At 55.5% G+C, this 19,347-nt stretch carries 13 protein-coding genes; 4 read left to right on the top strand and 9 right to left on the bottom strand.

Features of this window, described 5'->3' with window-relative positions; translation table 11 throughout:
- The 4 genes from ACR0AU_RS07820 to ACR0AU_RS07805 are packed head-to-tail and all read right to left on the bottom strand — an operon-like array spanning position 1 to position 3,917.
- Positions 1-657, bottom strand: coding sequence for an ABC-type transport auxiliary lipoprotein family protein (locus ACR0AU_RS07820; RefSeq protein WP_170407827.1), 657 nt, complete (start codon positions 655-657; stop codon positions 1-3).
- Positions 654-1,970 carry an MlaD family protein gene (locus ACR0AU_RS07815; RefSeq protein ID WP_170394518.1) on the bottom strand — a complete coding sequence of 439 codons (1,317 nt, stop codon included), beginning with the start codon at positions 1,968-1,970 and terminating at the stop codon, positions 654-656. Before ACR0AU_RS07815 ends, ACR0AU_RS07820 begins: the two co-directional genes overlap by 4 nt.
- Positions 1,971-1,975: 5 nt before the next feature.
- Complete coding sequence (locus ACR0AU_RS07810; RefSeq protein ID WP_170422811.1) at positions 1,976-2,791, bottom strand: ABC transporter ATP-binding protein; 816 nt, start codon at positions 2,789-2,791, stop codon at positions 1,976-1,978.
- 1 nt (position 2,792) lies between these two features.
- Entirely contained in the window at positions 2,793-3,917 is a 1,125-nt protein-coding gene (locus tag ACR0AU_RS07805) for an ABC transporter permease (protein ID WP_170394524.1), read from the bottom strand.
- 396 nt (positions 3,918-4,313) lie between these two features.
- On the opposite strand from ACR0AU_RS07805, the gene aspT reads away from it, so the two are divergent.
- Genes aspT through ACR0AU_RS07785 form a run of 4 tightly spaced genes read left to right on the top strand, consistent with a single transcriptional unit; the run spans position 4,314 to position 10,293 of the window.
- Positions 4,314-5,999, top strand: a complete 1,686-nt coding sequence (gene aspT, locus ACR0AU_RS07800) for an aspartate-alanine antiporter (RefSeq protein WP_170394528.1) — start codon at positions 4,314-4,316, stop codon at positions 5,997-5,999.
- 18 nt (positions 6,000-6,017) lie between these two features.
- Entirely contained in the window at positions 6,018-7,634 is a 1,617-nt protein-coding gene (locus tag ACR0AU_RS07795; protein WP_480795508.1) for a bifunctional aspartate transaminase/aspartate 4-decarboxylase, read from the top strand.
- Positions 7,635-7,689: 55 nt separating this feature from the next.
- Positions 7,690-9,591, top strand: a complete 1,902-nt coding sequence (locus ACR0AU_RS07790; RefSeq protein WP_480438988.1) for a PAS-domain containing protein — start codon at positions 7,690-7,692, stop codon at positions 9,589-9,591.
- Positions 9,592-10,293 carry a response regulator transcription factor gene (locus ACR0AU_RS07785; protein ID WP_170394537.1) on the top strand — a complete coding sequence of 234 codons (702 nt, stop codon included), beginning with the start codon at positions 9,592-9,594 and terminating at the stop codon, positions 10,291-10,293.
- A 74-nt stretch (positions 10,294-10,367) separates the two neighbouring features.
- Here the strand turns inward: ACR0AU_RS07785 and ACR0AU_RS07780 are convergent, their stop codons facing one another.
- From ACR0AU_RS07780 to ACR0AU_RS07760, 5 genes are all read right to left on the bottom strand, one after another.
- The gene (locus ACR0AU_RS07780; RefSeq protein ID WP_480795507.1) at positions 10,368-11,678 is read right to left on the bottom strand and encodes an HlyD family type I secretion periplasmic adaptor subunit; all 1,311 of its coding nucleotides are present in this window, start codon (positions 11,676-11,678) and stop codon (positions 10,368-10,370) included.
- Positions 11,662-13,794 carry a type I secretion system permease/ATPase gene (locus ACR0AU_RS07775; RefSeq protein WP_480795506.1) on the bottom strand — a complete coding sequence of 711 codons (2,133 nt, stop codon included), beginning with the start codon at positions 13,792-13,794 and terminating at the stop codon, positions 11,662-11,664. Before ACR0AU_RS07775 ends, ACR0AU_RS07780 begins: the two co-directional genes overlap by 17 nt.
- A complete protein-coding gene (locus ACR0AU_RS07770) occupies positions 13,791-13,946 on the bottom strand; it encodes a hypothetical protein (RefSeq protein WP_170561501.1) in 156 nt (51 codons plus the stop codon). Before ACR0AU_RS07770 ends, ACR0AU_RS07775 begins: the two co-directional genes overlap by 4 nt.
- 394 nt (positions 13,947-14,340) lie before the next feature.
- Positions 14,341-15,147, bottom strand: a complete 807-nt coding sequence (locus tag ACR0AU_RS07765; RefSeq protein ID WP_480795505.1) for a SapC family protein — start codon at positions 15,145-15,147, stop codon at positions 14,341-14,343.
- A 64-nt stretch (positions 15,148-15,211) separates the two neighbouring features.
- On the bottom strand, positions 15,212-19,072 hold the full coding sequence (locus ACR0AU_RS07760; protein ID WP_480795504.1) for an Ig-like domain-containing protein: 3,861 nt from the start codon (positions 19,070-19,072) through the stop codon (positions 15,212-15,214).
- Positions 19,073-19,347: the final 275 nt, after the last annotated feature.

The following is a 19,347-nucleotide window of genomic DNA, read 5'->3' as shown; positions in this document are numbered from 1 at the left end:
CTAGCTAGGTCTTGATCGCGGGTTATTGAGCGTATGCGTATGGATTTTGCGGATACTCCATTCCACGGCATCCCGCATTGTCTTGCCCAAGGCGATATCAAAGGCCTCAACCAGTTCGGGTGTTTTATCGCTGGTCGCCAGCACTGCTTCCTGGAATGAGCTTGAAGCGATGATCTTGTCCTCGTACTCATCGATAATCTTGATATTGATGCGCACTTCTACGCGGACCGTCTTCGTGTCTTCGGTTTCGCTGATGACGATGCCCTGAAATTCGCGCAGATCAGGCGCGATCACATAGTCCGCTCTCAGGCCTACGGTCGAACGTCCTACGGCCGCGACCTTGCCGGAATTTTCATAGCTTTCGACCATCAGCGCCTGCACAATTAACGGCGCGCGATCCACCCATCGAGCCCGCGGCAGATACTGAACCTGAAGCAAGGTGGGCTGCACGGCGATCTGATCGGTGTTCACGGCCGCCGTCGCTGTGGGCTCTTCGACAACGATCTGTTTTTGGATACGCGGCAGCGATGACGAGAACGTGCTTTTGGGTGTCAGCAAATACAAATCATTGGGCTTAGAAGCCTGCCGCAGCGTGCCCAAGCCCGTGCAGCCTGTTAATGCGGCCAAAACCAGAGTCAATATTAAGGGCCGTATCATTGACGAAACTCCGATGCTTGGGTGCCTAACAAAAAGCGGGCCGGGTCGCGTTCGACCTTGTCGACCAATCTATCCAGACTGATGACCAGACGTTGTGATTCCTCGATGAACCGGATGAACTGAGGCAACCCAACGCGCAAGAAGTCCGAAACCTGACGGCGGTTGTCCTGAACGATCCCGTCGATGGTTCCCAGCAGATCCGACGCCGATTGGGAGGCGCTGAGAACATCGTCGGAAATCTTGTCAATCTTTTCGGTGATATTCGAGACGGTTTCCGCAACCTGATTAGCCGCCTTACTCACATCTTCAGCGACAGGTGAAATATCCTCGTCCATCACGCGGTTTGCCGAGTCAAACGCCCTCTCTGCTGAATCGAGCGCCCCTTTGGCTGAATCCATAGTCGATGTAACCGATTCAAGGGTGGTGTTTGCATTCAGAACAGTCTCGCTGATTACCTCAAGCGTAACGCTGCCTTCATCTGACAGCCGAGTCAGCCTTTCGGCCAGGATTGACCCGCGTTCGATAAAGGGCCGGATATCTTCCTGAATCACGCTTTCAGCACTGGCAATGGCGTTATTTGCAGTCTCTAGCGTTGTTTTGGCGGATTCTGAGGTCTCTTTGATGCTCTTCAGCGTGTCCGTTCCTGTGCTCAACGTCGTCTCGGCCGTGTTCGCCAACGTATCCAGTCTCTTGGTAAATTCTCCAACGTCTTTGGCCGCACCGCCCAAATCGGACGAGAGCGACTGGAAATCCGTCAGAGTTTTATCCAGCTTGCCCGACGCTTCTGCCAGATTGTTCAGGATATCCGACACCGCCTTTCGGTTTTTGTCATCAACAACCGAATTGAGGTTCTCCAACAGGGTGACCGCCTTTTCCAGAACCTCTGGCGCACCCTCAAGCAAGGATTGAATCGAACTGCGCTTGCTTGGGATGACACTGTTCTGGGCCAGCCTTTCTGCGGTTGGGGACCCGCCGGAAAGCTCAACATAAGCAACCCCTGTCACACCCAGAGATTGCAACTGTGCGATGGTTTCTTTGGTAACAGGGATGTCGGCATCAACCTCAAGCCGCACTCGCACCTTTGACGGGTCATCTTTGTCCAAGTCCAGGGAAACCACCTGACCCACGGGCAAGCCGTTGTAATTTACGCCACCTGCAGCCGACAGGCCCGAGACATTGTCGAACAACACATCATAATAGGCGTATTGCCGAGTCACTTCGAATTTGGCGAGCCACAGAAAGAACCCGAAGGCACCAAGGATGCCCGCCAGGGTGAACGCACCGATCAGGATGTAATTCGCTCGGGTCTCCATCGCCTCTACCTGTCCTGCCCCTTCTGTTGTGCCGCACGGGCGCGGGGGCCTGTGAAATATTCCTGAACCCAAGGATGGTCGACCTTGGTCATCTCTTCTATCGGACCTTCAACCAGCACGCGTTTTTCCGCAAGTACCGCGACGCGATCACATATGGCATAAAGGCTGTCCAGATCATGCGTTACCATGAACACGGTCAGCCCCAACGTGTGCTGAAGTTCCCCGATCAGGTCATCATATGCGGCGGCCCCGATCGGGTCCAACCCGGCAGTTGGTTCGTCCAGAAAAACGATTTCCGGGTCCAGCGACAGGGCGCGGGCCAACGCAGCGCGTTTGCGCATTCCACCGGACAGTTCCGAGGGGAACTTGCTGCAACTTAGTTGAGGCAAGCCAACGAGACTGATCTTCAGCCCACCTAGTGCGGCCATCAATTTTTCACTGATACCCGTGTGCTCGCGCAGAGGCGCCATCACGTTCTGCAATACAGTCAGTGAGGAAAACAGCGCACCGTCCTGAAATGCCACGCCCCAGCTTCTTTCGATCCGCTGACGTTCTTCTTCGGGGCCATTAAGAACATCGACGCCAAGAACCTCAATACTTCCCGACTTGGGCTTGTTCAGCCCGACGATCGTACGCAAAAGCACGGACTTCCCAGTGCCCGATCCACCGACAACACCCAGCACTTCACCGCGCCAGACATCGAGGTTGAGGTTGTCGTGGACCACTTGCTCGCCGAACTGGTTGGTTAAATTGCGCACACGAATAACGGCCTCGCGTTTCGCGTCGGATTGGGGCTTGTCCTGAAGCGCGGCTCCATCCATGTCAGATCCCCAACTCTGAGAAGAAGATCGAAAACAGGGCGTCGATGGCGATGACCATAAAGATCGATTGCACGACCGAGGCTGTCGTCCGCTGACCAACGCTTTCGGATGAACCTTTGACCTGCATAGCCTGCCAGCAGGCAATGACACCGATCACCAGTGCAAAGAACGGTGCCTTGATCATCCCGACGGCAAGCTGTGCGACGCCGGTATTTTCCTTCAACCGGGTCAGGAACATGCCGGGGCTGACACCGAGGTCAATCCAACTCATCAACGCTCCGCCGATCAGGCCAGCCATATCAGCAACAAAGCCAAGAATGGGCAACATGATCAACAGCGCCAGAACACGGGGAATGACCAGAACTTCAATCGGATCCAACCCCAGGGTGCGCATCGCATCAATCTCTTCCTGCACCTTCATCGAGCCAATCGAAGCCGTAAAAGCCGAACCGGAGCGACCAGCGACGATGATCGCTGTCAGCAGGATACCAAGCTCACGCAGGATCGAGATGGAGATCAATTCGACAACAAAGATCTCAGCCCCGAACTGTTTCAACTGCGTCGCGCCCTGAAAGGCCAGAACGACGCCGATCAGGAAACCCATCAAGGACACAATCGGCAGCGCCTTGAAGCCGACTTGCTCCATCTGTGACACCAACGCAGCACGACGCAGTCGCCATGGCATGATCAGAGTCCGGACCAATCGATGCAGAGTAAGGCCAAGAAAGCCGATGATTGATAATGTGTCCTGCCAGGCGCCAAAAGTTTTTTGCCCAATCCGGGCAACCCAATTCACAAAGCCATGCGGCGGCAGTTCTTCTCCTGTAACCTCGGGTATGTTGTGCGATACTGTTTCGATCAATGACGAATGCGCAGGGGCCAACCCTTCGAGCTGGACCTGAGCGCCTTCGCTTCCCATCCGCTGCACCAAATTGGCGACTAGCCAGGCCCCTCCGGTATCCAGTGATTCAACTTGCGACATGTCCACAATGACATCTTGGCCGTTGGGCTTTTGGGCAGCAAAACCCGCTTCGACACGATCCAACGATTGAGTGCGCAGATCTCCGGCAAGGCGGATACAAACGCCGGTTGCGCTGGTCTCGGAAATAATCGTCGGCCGTGTCATAGCGGTATGTGATGGCAAACACCGGGTCGCTGCAATGGATTTGTTCGAACCCCTCAGGATTTTGCGCCCGCGCATTGCGGTAGAGCGACAGTGAAGCCCATGGTTCCGGTTCTGGAGCAAGCAGAGCGAGTGAGCCATGCGTTTCGCGTGTTTGCATTGTGGGGCAGGCTCAGTCGGGGTGTTCTGAATGAGGGCGGACAAGCAGAACGATTAATATTCAGATAATTATAGACAAATGTCCTTTGTAAGGTATCGTGAGGCCGAAGTTTTCCTGTTGCGGTTGTGTATTCGAACAGGCGGCTTGGTCGGGCAGCAAGTGGGCCAATTGGGCGCTTCTTCACCTTGTCTCCGGCTTTTGCCTCAAATGCCTGTCAGGCGCGGATTGAGAGGTGATTGATGGTCGATTGGCTGGTGCATATTCTTCAAAACTACCCTGAATTGGCGGTGTTCCTGTCCATCGGTATCGGCTTTCTCGTTGGTCCCTGGAAACTGATGGGGTTCAGTCTGGGCACGGTCACGGCAACGTTGTTGGCGGCGGTGGTGATCGGACAGGCCCAGATTGAAATCGACTCGGCGGTCAAATCGACTTTCTTCATCTTGTTCATCTTTGCTGTGGGCTACGGTGTCGGACCTCAGTTCATCCGCGGCCTGAAAGCAGACGGCGCGCGCGAGGTGTTCTTTGCGCTCAGCGTGCTCGCACTTTGCCTTGTAATCCCGATCATCGCAGCCAAGGTCGCGGGTCTGGAACTTGGCTATGCCGCGGGGCTTTATGCCGGATCACAGACGATTTCAGCGGCGATCGGTGTTGCCACCGACCAAATCGGCCAGCTGGGCCTGTCGGCGGAACAGGCCAAAACCTATGCGAACCAGATTCCGATTGCCTATGCGGTGACCTATATTTACGGCACAATCGGGTCGGCGATCATTCTGGCCAAGATCGGCCCGCGCCTGATTGGCGTCGATCTGGTCGCGGCCTGCAAGGAATATGAGGCTAAGCTGGGAGGCACGACGTCGGTCGAAACCGGTGATGGCATCGTCTCGGCATATCGCGCGATCGAGGCGCGGGCCTTTGAGATCCCAGAAGGTAGCGATCTGCTGGGGCAACCGGTCAAAGATCTGATGCCGGGTATCCGCATCTATGCCGAACGCCTGAGACGTGACGGGAAGATCATAGAGGTAGATGATAACACCGTATTGCAGGCCGGAGATGTTGTGATGTTCTCAGGCCGCCGCGCTGATCTGGTGGGTTTGCTTGAGACCAATCTTACAGAAGCTGACGCGCCTGATCTGCTGAGCATACCGTCGGAAAAACTGGATGTGCTGATCACCAGCAAAGAGGTTCATAACAAGACGCTTGAAGAGCTAAGCAAACTGTCGATCGCGCGGGGCATTTATGTCTCGAAACTGATGCGAAACATGCAGGATTTGCCGCTGCTACCCGGGACAGTCGTGCATCGTGGTGACATCGTCACAATTCAGGGCAGCAAGCGTCATGTCGAGGCCGCAGTTGCCCAGATTGGCTATGCCGACCGCCCGGTAGACACCACAGATCTGGCCTTTGTAGGCTGGGGGATTTTCATCGGTGGCATCATTGGAACACTGTCAGTCATGATGGGTGGTTTCCCGATCAGCCTTTCCACCACCGGAGGCGCGCTGCTGGCTGGGCTGGTGCTGGGTTGGCTGCGTACGGTGCACCCGACCTTTGGGCGCATCCCGGGTCCGGCACTGTGGTTGATGAACACGCTGGGCCTGAACGTCTTTATCGCGGTAATCGGGATCACCGCAGGGCCGGGATTTGTCGCGGGACTGCAACAGGCCGGTATTGCGCTGCTGCTATGGGGAATCGTCGCGACTTCGCTACCAATGATCTTTGCAGTTTACGTCGGGCATTACGTGTTCAAATTCCACCCGGCCATTCTGTTTGGTGCCTGCGCAGGTGCGCGCACCACGACAGCGGCGTTGGGAATGATCCAGGAAGCCGCGCAAAGTCGCATCCCGGCGCTTGGCTACGGAATGCCGTATGCGATTGGAAATACATTATTGACCATCTTTGGGATGGTCGTTGTTTTGATCCTAAGCTGATTTGGAGAGGTTCACGTTATGGATAGAGTAACGCTGCACGATTACGAAGCACTCAGCCCGTTTCAGATCAAGGATGAGCTGATCAAACTGGCCTCGGCCGAGGCGCGTAAGGCCAATAGTGCTTTCCTGAACGCGGGGCGCGGCAATCCTAACTGGGTTGCCACCCGTCCGCGTGAGGCGTTCTTTGCCCTTGGTCAATTTGCCATAACTGAATCCAAACGTGTGATGGATCACCCCGCTGGTTTAGGCGGAATGCCGGCGCAAAAAGGTTGCCATGGACGGCTGCAAAGCTGGGCGTCTGATAATTCCAAAACGCCGGGCGTCGATACGCTGCTTGAGCTCGTGGCGCATGCCATATCCGCATTTGATTTCGATGCGGACGAGTTTGTGCATGAACTGACGGATTCGATCATCGGTGATAACTATCCAGTGCCTGACCGCATCCTGAAACACAATGCCACCATTGCCCATGAATACCTGTTGTGGTCCATGTGTCGAGGCCACCGGCCTGACGCTCAGTTCGATCTGTTCGCAGTCGAAGGCGGCACGGCGGCGATGTGCTACATCTTCAAGACGCTCAAAGCCAACCGATTGCTGAACCCGGGTGACACGATAGCTCTGTGCACTCCGATCTTCACGCCTTACTTGGAAATGCCTGAGTTGGAGGATTACAGCCTTGAATCCGTGCATGTGGAAACCGATGAAGAGGATGGTTTTCAACTGACCGACCAAGCAGTGGAAAAGTTGAAAGATCCCAAGGTAAAGGCGTTCTTCCTAGTCAATCCCGGCAATCCGTCTTCGGTCGCGCTCAGTACCGCGTCACTTCGCAAACTAGCGGATCTGGTTGAAAATCACCGGCCTGATCTGATCGTGCTAACGGATGATGTCTACGGCACCTTTGTGCACGATTTTACCTCGGTCATGGGCCATCTGCCGCGCAACACAATCGGTGTGTATTCCTACTCGAAGTATTTTGGCTGCACCGGCTGGCGTCTCGGCGTGATTGCCGTGGCGCAAGATAACATCTTCGATCTCAAGCTGGCGGATCATCCGGATGAGATCAAACAGTCCCTGGACAAGCGCTACGGCACGCTCAGCCTGACACCGCGTGACATTCGCTTTATCGACCGGCTTGTGGCCGATAGCCGCGATGTGGCCCTGAACCACACGGCAGGCCTGTCGCTGCCGCAGCAGGTGATGATGACGCTCTTTTCACTCAGTGAATTGGTCGACAGCAAGAAAATCTATCAGACCGCTTGCATGGAGCTGGTTCATCGCCGTTTCAAACTGCTGACCGAAGCGATGGGCGTCGAGGTGCAGGCAGGTGAGCAATACGACGCCTATTACGGCATCATCGATTTCGAATACTGGTTGCGAAAATATGTCGGTGAAGATGTCGTGGCGTGGATCAAGCAGAATGTTCACCCATTGGATATTGCGTTCAAATTGGCCGAAGACTATGGGATCGTTCTACTGAACGGCAGCGGATTTGATGCTCCGGGCTGGTCGGCTCGCGTGTCCTTTGCGAACCTGCCGGACGAGGCGTATTCGCAGATCGGAACAGCCGTTCGATCAGTGGCACGCGGCTATGTTCAAGCCTACCGTGCCGCGAACAATTTGCCGCTGCACGGATAGGTAAATCTCCCTACACCTGCGCCTGATCTGGTGATACCCATGGGCGCAGGGGAGGATGAATTTGGACATTTCCGAACAGCGCATCAAGGCGATGACCACGGCTGGCCTGAACCTGATCGGTCAGGCGCTGTCAATTTATGACAGCCAATTGCGTCTCGTTGTCAGCAACCTGCGGTTTCAGGAAATGTTCGACCTGCCAAACGAACTTGTCGAGCCGGGGGCTCTGTTTCGCGACACAATTTATTTTCTCGCTAGCCGCGGGGAATACGGTTCGGTCGGCGATGTTGACGAGATGGTCGAGCTACGCGTTTCACAGGCCCTCGCGTTCGAGCCGCATTATATGGAGCGCACACGGCCCAATGGTCAGGTGATCTCGGTTGAAGGTGCACCTTTGCCCAATGGGGGTTGGGTGGCCGTCTATACCGACATAACTCGCACGAAGCGGGTAGAAGATTTGCTGCGTGCCCGTTCAGAAGAACTGTCTGACCAACTTCTGAGCCATGCCGAAGAGCTTTCTGCAACCAACCGCAAACTGGCCGCAACCATCACCGCGCTGGAAGAAGCCAAGCGTCAACTGACCGAGATCGAGGCCCGCACGCGGATGACGACCGAGATGATGCCGGCTCATATCGCGCATCTGGATGCCGATGGACGATACGATTACTCAAACCGCCGCCTCAGTTCGGTCATGCCCGGCCGTCCGTCTGACATTCTGGGCCTTCATATTTCAAAGGCTTTGGGGTCATCTGCCTATGACCGGGTAAAGCCACATCTGGAACAGGCCTATGGAGGCCAACCTTCGGTTTTCGAGTTTACCGAAGATCAGGATTCACGCCGCATTCGGGTATCATTCACCCCGGATAAAGCGGGTGGTGTTTATGTCATGTCGGTGGATATCACCGAAGAAACTCAAGCCCGTGTCGCCCTTCAGCAAACGCGGCGCAGAGCCATGGCGGCGCAGATGACAAGCGGGCTTGCCCATGACTTTTCTAATTTGCTGACCATCATTCTGGGCATGCAGGCGCGATTAGAGAGGATGAATCTGCCCGAGGAAGCCGATCAGCTAGTCACGGCTACGCAACAAACTGCCCGACGCGGGGGGCAATTGCTGAATCGCATCGCAGACATGACCGGCAATCGCACGCCTCAACCTCAGGCGACGGATATGCGCGGTTTACTTGAGGATTTGCGAATCCTTGCCACCCCGTCCTTGCCGCGGGGCATGGGGTTGTCGGTGGTCAATACTCTACCCGACAAGGCGCTGATGCTAGATCCCGGCATGGTTCAGGATGCACTGCTGAACCTGGTTCTGAATGCGCGGGATGCTTGCGGCACATCGGGCCAGATCACGATCACTGCGCATGCAATCGGGACAATATGGGTTGAGATCACGGTGTCGGACACTGGCCCGGGGTTTACCGGGGAAGCATTAAAGAAGGCGTTAAACCCATTCTTTTCCACCAAAGGCAGCGATGGCTCGGGGTTGGGACTTCCAATGGTCTACGACACGGTAAAGCTGGCGGGCGGTGACCTTAATTTGCGCAACACGCCTTCTGGTGCTTCGGTCGTGATACGTTTGCCCTACCGTCCTGCCCCGTCCGCGCAAGCGGGTCTCGTATTGTTGGTTGAAGACAGCGATGACCTGCGCAGTCAGTTCCGGGATATGCTGGTCGATTTGGGGTGTTCGGTGATCGAGGCAAGCTCGGTCGATGAAGCTTTGACCTTGACGTCGGAAATCGGTGATATCGCGCTGGTTCTATCAGATATTAAGCTGGAGGGCGAAGGCACTGGGATCGACATTGTCGACCGCCTGAATGGTGCGTTGCCCTGTATACTGATGACGTCGCTGCCGCTAAATGACCCGCTACATCATAAGGCATTGACCCGTGCACCTGTCCTAAGCAAACCATTCACATCGTCGCAATTGTCGGCGTTGATCCGAACCGAGGCCGCCTGAATGACACAACCTTTGGTGACCATTCTCGATGACGAACCTGAAATCCGCCGTATCCTAACGGAAGCGCTGGAAGATGCCGGGTTTCAAACTCAAAGCTTTTCACGTGCCCGTGAATTTGAAGCTTCGCTGAAAAGGGTCACTCCAGATCTGTGTTTGGTGGATTTATCATTGCCGGATACTGATGGACTTGCACTTGTGCACAAACTTGCGCTTGAGCAAGGTGCTGCCGTCATCATCATATCAGGCCGCGCTCAGGTGCAGGACCGGGTAACGGGATTGGAGCTTGGCGCAGATGATTACATCACCAAACCATTTGATCCAGCCGAAGTAATTGCTCGGGTCCGCGCTCGGCTACGCTCTACTGGACCAGCAACGCCGAATTCAGACATAGCCGAATTCAATGGTTGGACCGCACAGTTTGATCGATATGTCTTGATCAATGCCGATGGCGTCGAGACACCTTTCAGTCATGCCGAAGGTGAGGTTCTGCGATTGTTTCTTGAAAGTCCCAAACGCCTGATCAGTCGCGCGCGCATGCAGGACATGTTGGGTGGCGGGGCAGGTGACAGCTTTGACCGCGCTATGGATGTTCGGATTTCCCGCTTGCGAACGAAGCTGGGCGAAGATCCCAAAAACCCGCGCCTTATTAAAACGATATATGGTGCGGGATATATCTTTCTTGGTGACGTGACCTGGTCTTAGTCGTCGGTCCCCCCCGACGCCTAAGATGTCTATCGGCTGGCGCTTTGCTATCTGCTGCCCATCTGTCGTTCTCTTCAATCGCGCAGCGCCTCGTCTTTTATCTTCAGAGCAGGTTGGATCAGATAATCCAGAACTGACTTTCGCCCCGACAGAATATCGACCTGAGCGATCATTCCTGGGATGATTTCAACCGCTGTACCACCCGCATCCAACATCGTGTCTGAAGTCTGAATTTCGACGACGAAAACCTCTTCCTCACTTCGTTCCGAGCGAGTGATGGTGTCGGCACCGATGCGAACGATCACGCCATCCAGACTGCCGTACCGCGAAAAATCGTAGGCCGTGATCTTGATTTTGACCTTTTGCTCTGGGTGCAGGAAGGCGATGTCCTTGGGCCGGACATAGGCTTCCACCAACAATCTGTCGTTCAACGGAACAATCTCAATCAGTTCCTCACCGCTTTGGGCCATCCCGCCGATCGTCGTCCGGTGAATCCGGTTTACGACACCCCGTACGGGGGCTCGGATCAGCGCGCGAGACGCACGGTCACGCAAAGAGGGTAGGGCAGGTTGCAAGGCGGCAAGCTCTGCCGAAACCAAAGCCAGATCAGTTAGTGCGGCACTACGAAACCGACTGCGCGTCGCGCGGACCTTGTCATCCACTTCATCCAGCCCGGCCTTCAACCGGTTGATAATCGCCTCTGCTCTGACCTTGCGGCCTTTCCATTCCGCCTCGCTACGGCGCAGGGCCAAAAGGGTTGTTGCCGGTTCCATCTTCTGTTCGACCAATGGCACCATCATAGCGCGCTCATCGGCCAACACATTCAGGGTCTCGGTTGACGTGACCTGGTCAACCAATCCCTCTTCGTACTCGCGTTGCCGCTGTTCGCGCTGTCGAGAGAGAATTGCAATCTCAGCTTCAAGTTCTGCTTGCCGACCGTGGTACAGCGCAGTCTCCGACCGCACGACATCTGGCGCGCCAGTCAGAAGATCGTCGTCAAACTCAAGCTCAGCCCCATCGATTTCGGCACGTAGTCGTTGTGCGCGGGCCATCAAACCAAAGGCACGCTGTTGCTCTTGGCTCAACTCTCGTTCGATCTGAGTAGTATTCAGCTCCATCAGCAATGTACCAGCCTCAACCACCAGACCCTCGCGCACGTGAACGGACCGCAAAACTCCGGGTTCGGTCGCTTCGATCACCTGAATATCGCCGGATGGCACGATACGCCCATCTGCCCTCACGACATCGTCGAGTTCAGTTAAATGAGCCCAGGCGACGGCGCTTATCAAACAACTGAGTATCAGGAGCAGCAGCAATGATCCCCGCAGCGGTGACCCTCCACGCATTTCACGGGCGAGGCTTTCCAGATCAGGATGCCGCGACATTCAGATGCCTCCCGTGTTTGCGAACTGTCTGCGTCAGTATGTTTTTGGGTCCGTCCATCGCAATTTTGCCATCCTCAATCACTATGACCCGATCAACCAGTTCCAGCAGGCTGGTTCGGTGCGTCACGATGATCATCGTGGTATCTGGCGTGGTCTTTTTAAGGCGGCGTATAATTTCGGATTCGGATTTGACGTCCATCGCGCTCGTAGGCTCATCCAGCAGCAGAACAGGAGGATGCCCGATAAGCGCCCGGGCCAATGCAATCGCCTGCCTTTGACCACCTGACAATCCTTCTCCTCGTTCGGCTACAGGCTGATCATAACCCCGTGGGTGCCGCGCGATAAAATCTTCGACACCTGCAATGCGCCCTGCACGGATCAGTTCATGATCACGCGGGCGCACCGACCCGCTGGCAATGTTTTCCCGGATGGTGCCGGAAAACAGCCAGATGTCTTGCAAGACTGAACCAATGTTTCGTCGCAAGTCGCCGGGATCAATCTGGCGAATGTCCAGCCCGTCCAACATCACCGAGCCCACACGCGGTTGGTAGAGGCCCAACAAAAGTCGCGCAATCGTACTCTTGCCCGATCCGATCTGGCCCAGGACAGCGACTTTTTCACCGGGTTCGATTGTAAATGAGACACCTTTCATCGCATCTTCCGTTTGATCAGGATATGCGAAATGAACATTGTTAAACGTTATCCGCCCGGAAAACTCGGATCTGCTGATCCAAGATTTGCCTTCAGGCCGCTCATTGCTCGCCTGCATTAACGTGTCCAGATTGCGGTAGGCACTGCGTGCCTGATTGACACGTGTCAGGGTTTGCGCCAATTGTCCCAGCGGTGCCAGGGCACGGCCGGTCAGCATCACCGACGCAACAAGTGCCCCCATGCTCGTCTGGCCATCCGTGATCAGAAATACACCATAAAAGACGATAAGAACTTGCGCGGCCTGCTGAGTAAATCCAGTTAGGTTCAGGGCAAATTGAGTAACGGCCCTGCTGCGTGATCCGTAGTTTGACTGGCGTGCAATTGCACCTTCCCACCGCATTCGCATCTGCCGACTGGCGGCGGTTGTCTTGATGGTTTCCAAGCCTGATACAGCCTCAACCAGAACAGATTGCTTGGATTGTCCGTCTGCAAAACTTTGTTCAGCAAGACGCGACAGGATCGGTTGAACAGCCAGTCCGCTGAGAAGAACGACTGGTACAGCGAGTGCCGGAACAAGCGCCAGCGGGCCGCCCACCATATAGATCGCGAATATGAATACCGCGATGAATGGCAAGTCTACGACAGCGACGAGTGTGGCAGAAGTGAAGAATTCACGCAAAGTTTCGAATTCGCGGATTGTACTGGCCATTGCACCCGTTGAGCCCGTTCGAGACGACATGCGAATATTCAGCACCTGGTCAAATACTCGCCGTCCCATGGACATGTCAGCATTCTGGCCGGCGCGATCTATGAACCCCGCGCGAAGTAGCTTCAGCGCGAAGTCAAAAAGAAGCGCCAACCCCACGCCAAGCGTCAAAGCTATCAGCGACTCGGTCGCCTCGTTGGGCAAAACCCGGTCGTAGACGATCATGATAAAGACTGAGGTCGTAAGCCCCAGAACGTTTGCCATTGCCGCAGCCAGCGCCACCTGAACGTAAGACCAGCGGTTTGCGGAAAGTGCCGACCAGAACCAATGACCCCGCTGATCCGCTTGATCTGTGTTATCTTCGTCGCGGTGCAAGGGTCGAAACAACAATGCATAGCCCGTGTAGACTTCGCCCACGCCGCTTTCGGGAACCTCTCCGATACCGTCATCCAAAGCGGGGTCGTAAAGCAATAGATCGCCATTGCGCGTGCGCCCGTGGTACACAACGGCGCGATCGCCTTCCAACAACAAGATCGCAGGTGCCAGCGATGCATCAAATGCCGACAGCTTTCGCGCACCAAACCCGACCTGCAGGCCTGCTCGTTGTGCCGCGTGCATCGCATCGCGCACGGTCAACTCACCTGTATCGCCAGATTGGCAGGCGTTCAGTGCTGCAACTGTCAATGGCCGCTCAAGTGTCGCCGCGACATTCAACAAGCAAGCTTCCAATTCGGTCAGAGTTGCACGATCAACATTCATAGCGACTTATCCAGCGTGTCCATCGTGAACCCCGGAAAACCCAGAATGGTCTCGGTTCGGATCGATGAGGTGTAATTGGCCAAAGCGAAGTTCTGTTCTGCCAGAATCAGCCGTTCCTGTAGCTGCATGTCGTTGCGTTTCGTACCCGACACTCGGGATCTCGCAGTCAATACATCCATTCTAGGTTCATGACCTTCCGATACCCGCCAGTAAGGGGGCGCTTCACTACTATTGGAGTTCGTCTGAACGGGCCGCGCTATCAACCCCAATAAGGCCTGAGCCAAGAATGCACCGCCAGCGGCATTCTGGTAAGCTTGGATTGTCCTTGTTTTGGACCCACTTCGTGCCACAATCGAACTGCTCTGAACAGCCTGTCGCACTTGTTGGTCAAAAGCGTTCTTTGAAAGCTGTTTTGATCGTGCTGTTGCGCTTGCTCCGGTCGTTCCTCGCGTTAAAGATGTCTCGACATCGGCTAAGTTGGGCGTTGAGGTGCAGGCTGAAACTGACAGTAACCCCGCTGTTATGCCAAGGATTCCAAGCCCGAACTTAACCCATTGCATGGATCGCGCCCTCCTTGCATTGTCCGTGCCGAACCTCTTCAGCAAGTGCAGTCATGAATCCGCCAAAGGTGTCGTTTTGTTCTGAACTCGTCGTGCCTGATTGGCTCTGCGCACTGGACAGCCACACGCAATGCGACAGGGATACTTGATGAGCGTGAATCAACTGTAGCGCGTCGCTAGAAAGTAGGGCCAATTTATTAGACTCGGGCAATTGTTCCAGCAGAATTGGATCAACGCCCCAGTAACCCTCGGTCAAAGTGATGCCATTCTGTTCGCCCAGTGGTACAAGCAGACCCATTTCAGCGATCAAAGAGCAGACTTGGTCCGTTTTGTTTGCCGAGGCCAGGCGATTTTGCAGAAAGCGGCGCACACGGCAGAGATCCTGCGTCAAAAGTCCGTCCACTGTAAAAAATGGTTGGTCTTTAGGGTCATGTGTAACCAACCCTGAATCCTCGTCGACAAACAGACGTGACCGAGAGTCGCCCTTTTTCATAGCTTCTGCCTGGAATGGAAAGCAACGCAACGCTGAGGGCACATAAGGCGCAAGCCAGCGACCGTTTTGGTCGACGAAGGGCGGTGCCATTTCCGGGATGACTGAGAATAGTGCGACGGGAGAAAAACCTGTTTGGTTTGACAGGAACACAATCGGAAAAGATGCGGCAATTTGCGGAACTTCTGAGATGACGATGGGACAGGCGTCCATCTCTGCAACAAATTGGTATGATGTGAACCGGCGCCAGAATCGATTCCTGTGCCGTACAAGGCTAACTGGGAAAAAGCCGTTCTCTGCCATGTGATCCTCTTGTTTTGAAGAGGCGAGGCTACATTTGTGCATCGCCCCAAGCTACGAGCGCCGTTTAGGCTGAAGCGCCAGTTGGGTCAGTGATCAGGATGTTGTCGTCGGACAAACTGCTCAGATCGGAAAGGCCATCGAACTGTGCAAGCGCTTCGACCGACGCCGAATCTGGGCCAGAGTAGTCAACCTTCACCAGAATGCTGTCAGTGCCGTCCGTTGCCAGCAGATACATCTCATCACCTGATTGAGCACCATTCAGGTTTTCAGCTGCGCTAGTGATTGTATCCAGATCAAGGTCCGAAAACGTGGTCTCCAGCCCGACGAACCCGGTGTTGGCACCAATTGTGCCGCCGGCCACCAAGGTCTCCACACCGGTCCCGTCGCCGCGAAGCGATGTGGTATTCAACCCCTGGAACATCAAGGCGTCAGAAACGCTGGCTGCTGGGCCCAGTGTGAACCCATTGATCGTATCAATGCCATTTAAAGATGGGTCAGCTTCGAAAACGATGACGTCTCGACCCGCCCCGGACACATCTATGGTGTCGTCGCCCTGGTTGCCGCGGATGACATCATCAACATCCGAGCCCGTAATGGTATCATTCCCACTGGTGCCGAGATGGAGCTGTGATGGCCCTCCGTCTGGAGTGGTCAACGTCAAGACGATGGGTTGGTTCGCGTCCTGAACTGTCATAGTAAATGTCACCACAGGCTGCGATAAATCCCCATAGCTCGTGGCCGCGCCCGCGAAACTGATTGCGGAACCTCCATTCGGGTTAGCCAGAAAGAGATTGAAGTCAGGGTTTTCTGTCTCGGAGCCGCTATCGTAGGTCGCCGCCGTAGGATCGAACCCCAGCTCGGCGGTAAAGGCCAGACCGCTTGAGATATCGCGATCGGAATCTGCGTAGACCTCGAACGTCACTGTCGTTCCGCTGCGACCGGCTTCAACGATGGTGTAGGCCGCCGGAACATGAGCAATTGCCTGTTCGGACACCGGATCAGGATCGGGGCCGCCTGCGACTGTCGCCTGTGCCGCGAAATCGAGGGCGTCTCCCGCTTCAATCGAGGCAAAGCTTGCAGCAGGCGCGGACAGGGTCCAGCTCCCATCGGCTGCAACTGTGGCCGAACCAAGCGAGACCGAGTTAAGCGTGACATCGACCGCTTGTCCGGCAGACAGGCCTGCGGAACTGCCTGATACGGTCATTCCAGTGTTTTGTGCATCGATCAGCGACACGGCACTATTGGCACCCACATCATTGATGTAGAGGATAGGTTTGAAATCCGTGGCCAACATGGTTGTCGCATCGGTTGCCGGGTTTCCTGCGGCGTCTTGAACCGATGCCGTGACCGCAAAATTGCCTCCATCGGCCAAACTGGCCAAATCCGCCGAAGGAATGCTTGTGCTCCACAAGCCACCAGAAACCACCGCACTGTAGGTCTGACTATTAAGGCTAATCGTTACAATCTGCCCGTCCTCGGCATTTGTTGTCCCCGACACATTGAGGTCTGTTACCTGTTCAACGATATCCAGAACCGATCCAACCGAAAGCGGGTTCAATGCAATTGTTGGTGCGCTGAGGTCGGTGCTGAAACTGGTCGTCGCAGCATTCGTGTTGCCAGCCGCATCCGTGATTGAGGCGTTCACGTCATACGTTTGCCCGTCCTGCAGGCTGCTCAAATCGGCAGCAGCCGCTGTGAATGTCCAGATGCCACCATTTACAGTGGCGGTTCCGCCGGTCAGAACCGCACCTCCGGATTGGATGATCTGTACCGAAACTTGCGTACCATTGGCCGCATCAGAAGTTCCCGAGACCACCAGATCCGTTGCTTGTTCGGTCAGGTTGACTACTGCTCCATCTGACAGTGATGATATGGCGAGCGACGGGGCGGAGAAGTCCGTGTCGAAGCTGTTGGTCGCCTGTATCGCCGGATTGCCGGCGGCATCCGATACATCCGCTATCACGCTGATCGTAGCTCCATCGGGTAGCGCCGCCAAATCCGCCGAGGGGACACTCACCGACCACCCCCCGGTTGAGGCCTGTCCAGTGTAGGATTGGCCGTTCAGATTTACGGTGATTGTCTGACCATCTTCGGCGGATGTAGTGCCCGTAATGGTCAAGTCCGTACCACGTTCCGCAGCATTCAAAACCGCTCCGCCCGAAAAACTGTCGATACTCAGAGTTGGGGCGGTGACATCTTTGGATAAGTTGACGCTGACTTGCGGGGCGACAAGGCCGTCGGCGTCCGTCACGTCGCCCGTGATATTGAAGTCTCCACCATCGGCAAGCGCTATGAGATCGGCGCTGGGGATTGTCACACTCCAACTGCCGCCCGAGACCGAGTCGGTATAAGTCTGCCCATCAAGGGTTACTGTTACCTGCTGCCCGTCGGTTACGTTCCCTGTTGTCCCGCTTACGACCAGGTCAGATCCGGTTTCGACCGCATTCAGGATAGCCCCGACCGACAAGGGAGTGATTGCAATTGATGGGCCCGTGAGATCGACCGGAACGGATACCGATATCGGTGTTGCCGAATTGCCTGCTGTGTCGCTGACGGCAACTGAAACGGATGCGGGCACACCGGTTGCCAAACCAGACAAATCGGCATTCGGGATCGTCACTGACCAACTGCCGCCCGATACAGAACCCGTGTAATCCTGACCGTCGAAAGATACATTGACCACCTGGCCGTTTTCAGCTGTGGTCGTGCCCGACAAGACAAGATCCCCAACGACATCGGCCAGATCTATTGAACCGCCACCCACTGGGTTTAGTGTCAGATCAGGCGCGGTCAGATCAGTGTCAAAACTTCCATTGGCCTGAGCTGCTGGGTTCCCAGCGCGATCCGATACATCAGCCGTCACCGTGACGCTTGACCCGTCTGGCAGCGTGGTAAGATCTGAAGCGGGCACCGAAACGCTCCAGCCGCCGCCCGAAACGGTGCCACTATAGGATTGCCCACCAATCGCTACCATTACGGTCTGCCCATTCTCGGCATCCGTTGTGCCAGAGATTTCGAGATTTGTACCTTGTTCTGCAGCATTCATTACCGCACCCGCCGAGAATGTATCGATGGTCAGGACCGGCGGAATGGTATCAACGTCGAACCTTGCGGTTTCAGCCGATAGCTCCATCCCGCTACCATCCAGATGGCGCACGGAAACATCCGAGATCCCCTGAGGCAGGGCCGCTGCCTCGGCCTGCGTCAGTGAAACGCTCCAGCTTCCGTCGCCTGCAGGAGTGACTGATTTTGTCACCGATCCGATGGTAACTTCGACAGTCGTTGTTCCATCCGGCGCTGTTGTTTGGCTGCTGAGATTGCTCAATACGTTTGATTGCAGCTCAGCCAGGTTCAGGCTGGGCGGTCGAGGAGGTGAGGGGGTAACGGTGGGTTCGGCATCAGTTTCATCGTCGCTGTCTCCACCGCCGCCGCCTCCGCCTCCGCCACCGGCAGCTGCAGCACCGGCTATTCCCAGCCCGCCCAAGGCCAGCCCGGCACCGCTTACGCCACCTGCGGTCGCTGCGGTCGCACCTGCGGCCTCTGCGGCTAGACCTAATTGTGCAATTTCGCCGACGACTTCATCTGCAACCATTATGGTGCCGTTTTCCAGAATCTGTACGTTCTCGGCAGAGACAACAATCGTCCGCCCATCTGTCAGTTTCAGCTGCACGTCGCCATTCGAAAGCAGCTTTGCCACCCGAACGCCCGGAATTGACTCAGCAAACTGATGAGACGCAAGCTGTTCATCGGTGGCCTGCGCAAGAGCTGGTAATGCTAATAGTGTCGAGCCAAGGCCGCCAGCAACCCCGCGTCCTACCCATCGCTGAAGTTTTTTGTCGAACCATTTGCGGATATGGCGCGTACGTTGCGCATCGGGCCCGGCGTCCGTGGTCGATTTATTGGTCGAAACGGTATCTTTGGTCATTTTGCCCTCTCATTAGATGGACGCTGGTCGTTGCGTGATATGCTGTTTTCGGCCGATCTGGTCTGTGGTTTGATCTTCTGAGCCATTCGACCGCTGCGAAAAATTTGAGTTAATCTGGAACTGAAGTCCTTGTTTTCACCACATTTCTGTTCTGGTTCAGAACCGAACATCGTTTCATCCTGTATGTGTTGCCAGGGGTGGCAGGGGGTAACGGGCGATGATGCTTCAGTTCGAAAGAGTGGTGGCAACGGGGACCGCAGCGCTCGATTCAGGTA

It is taken from the genome of Ruegeria sp. CG1, from assembly GCF_056537265.1.
Note: the sequence above shows the minus strand (reverse complement) of the source record. Positions and strands in the feature narration are given on the sequence as shown.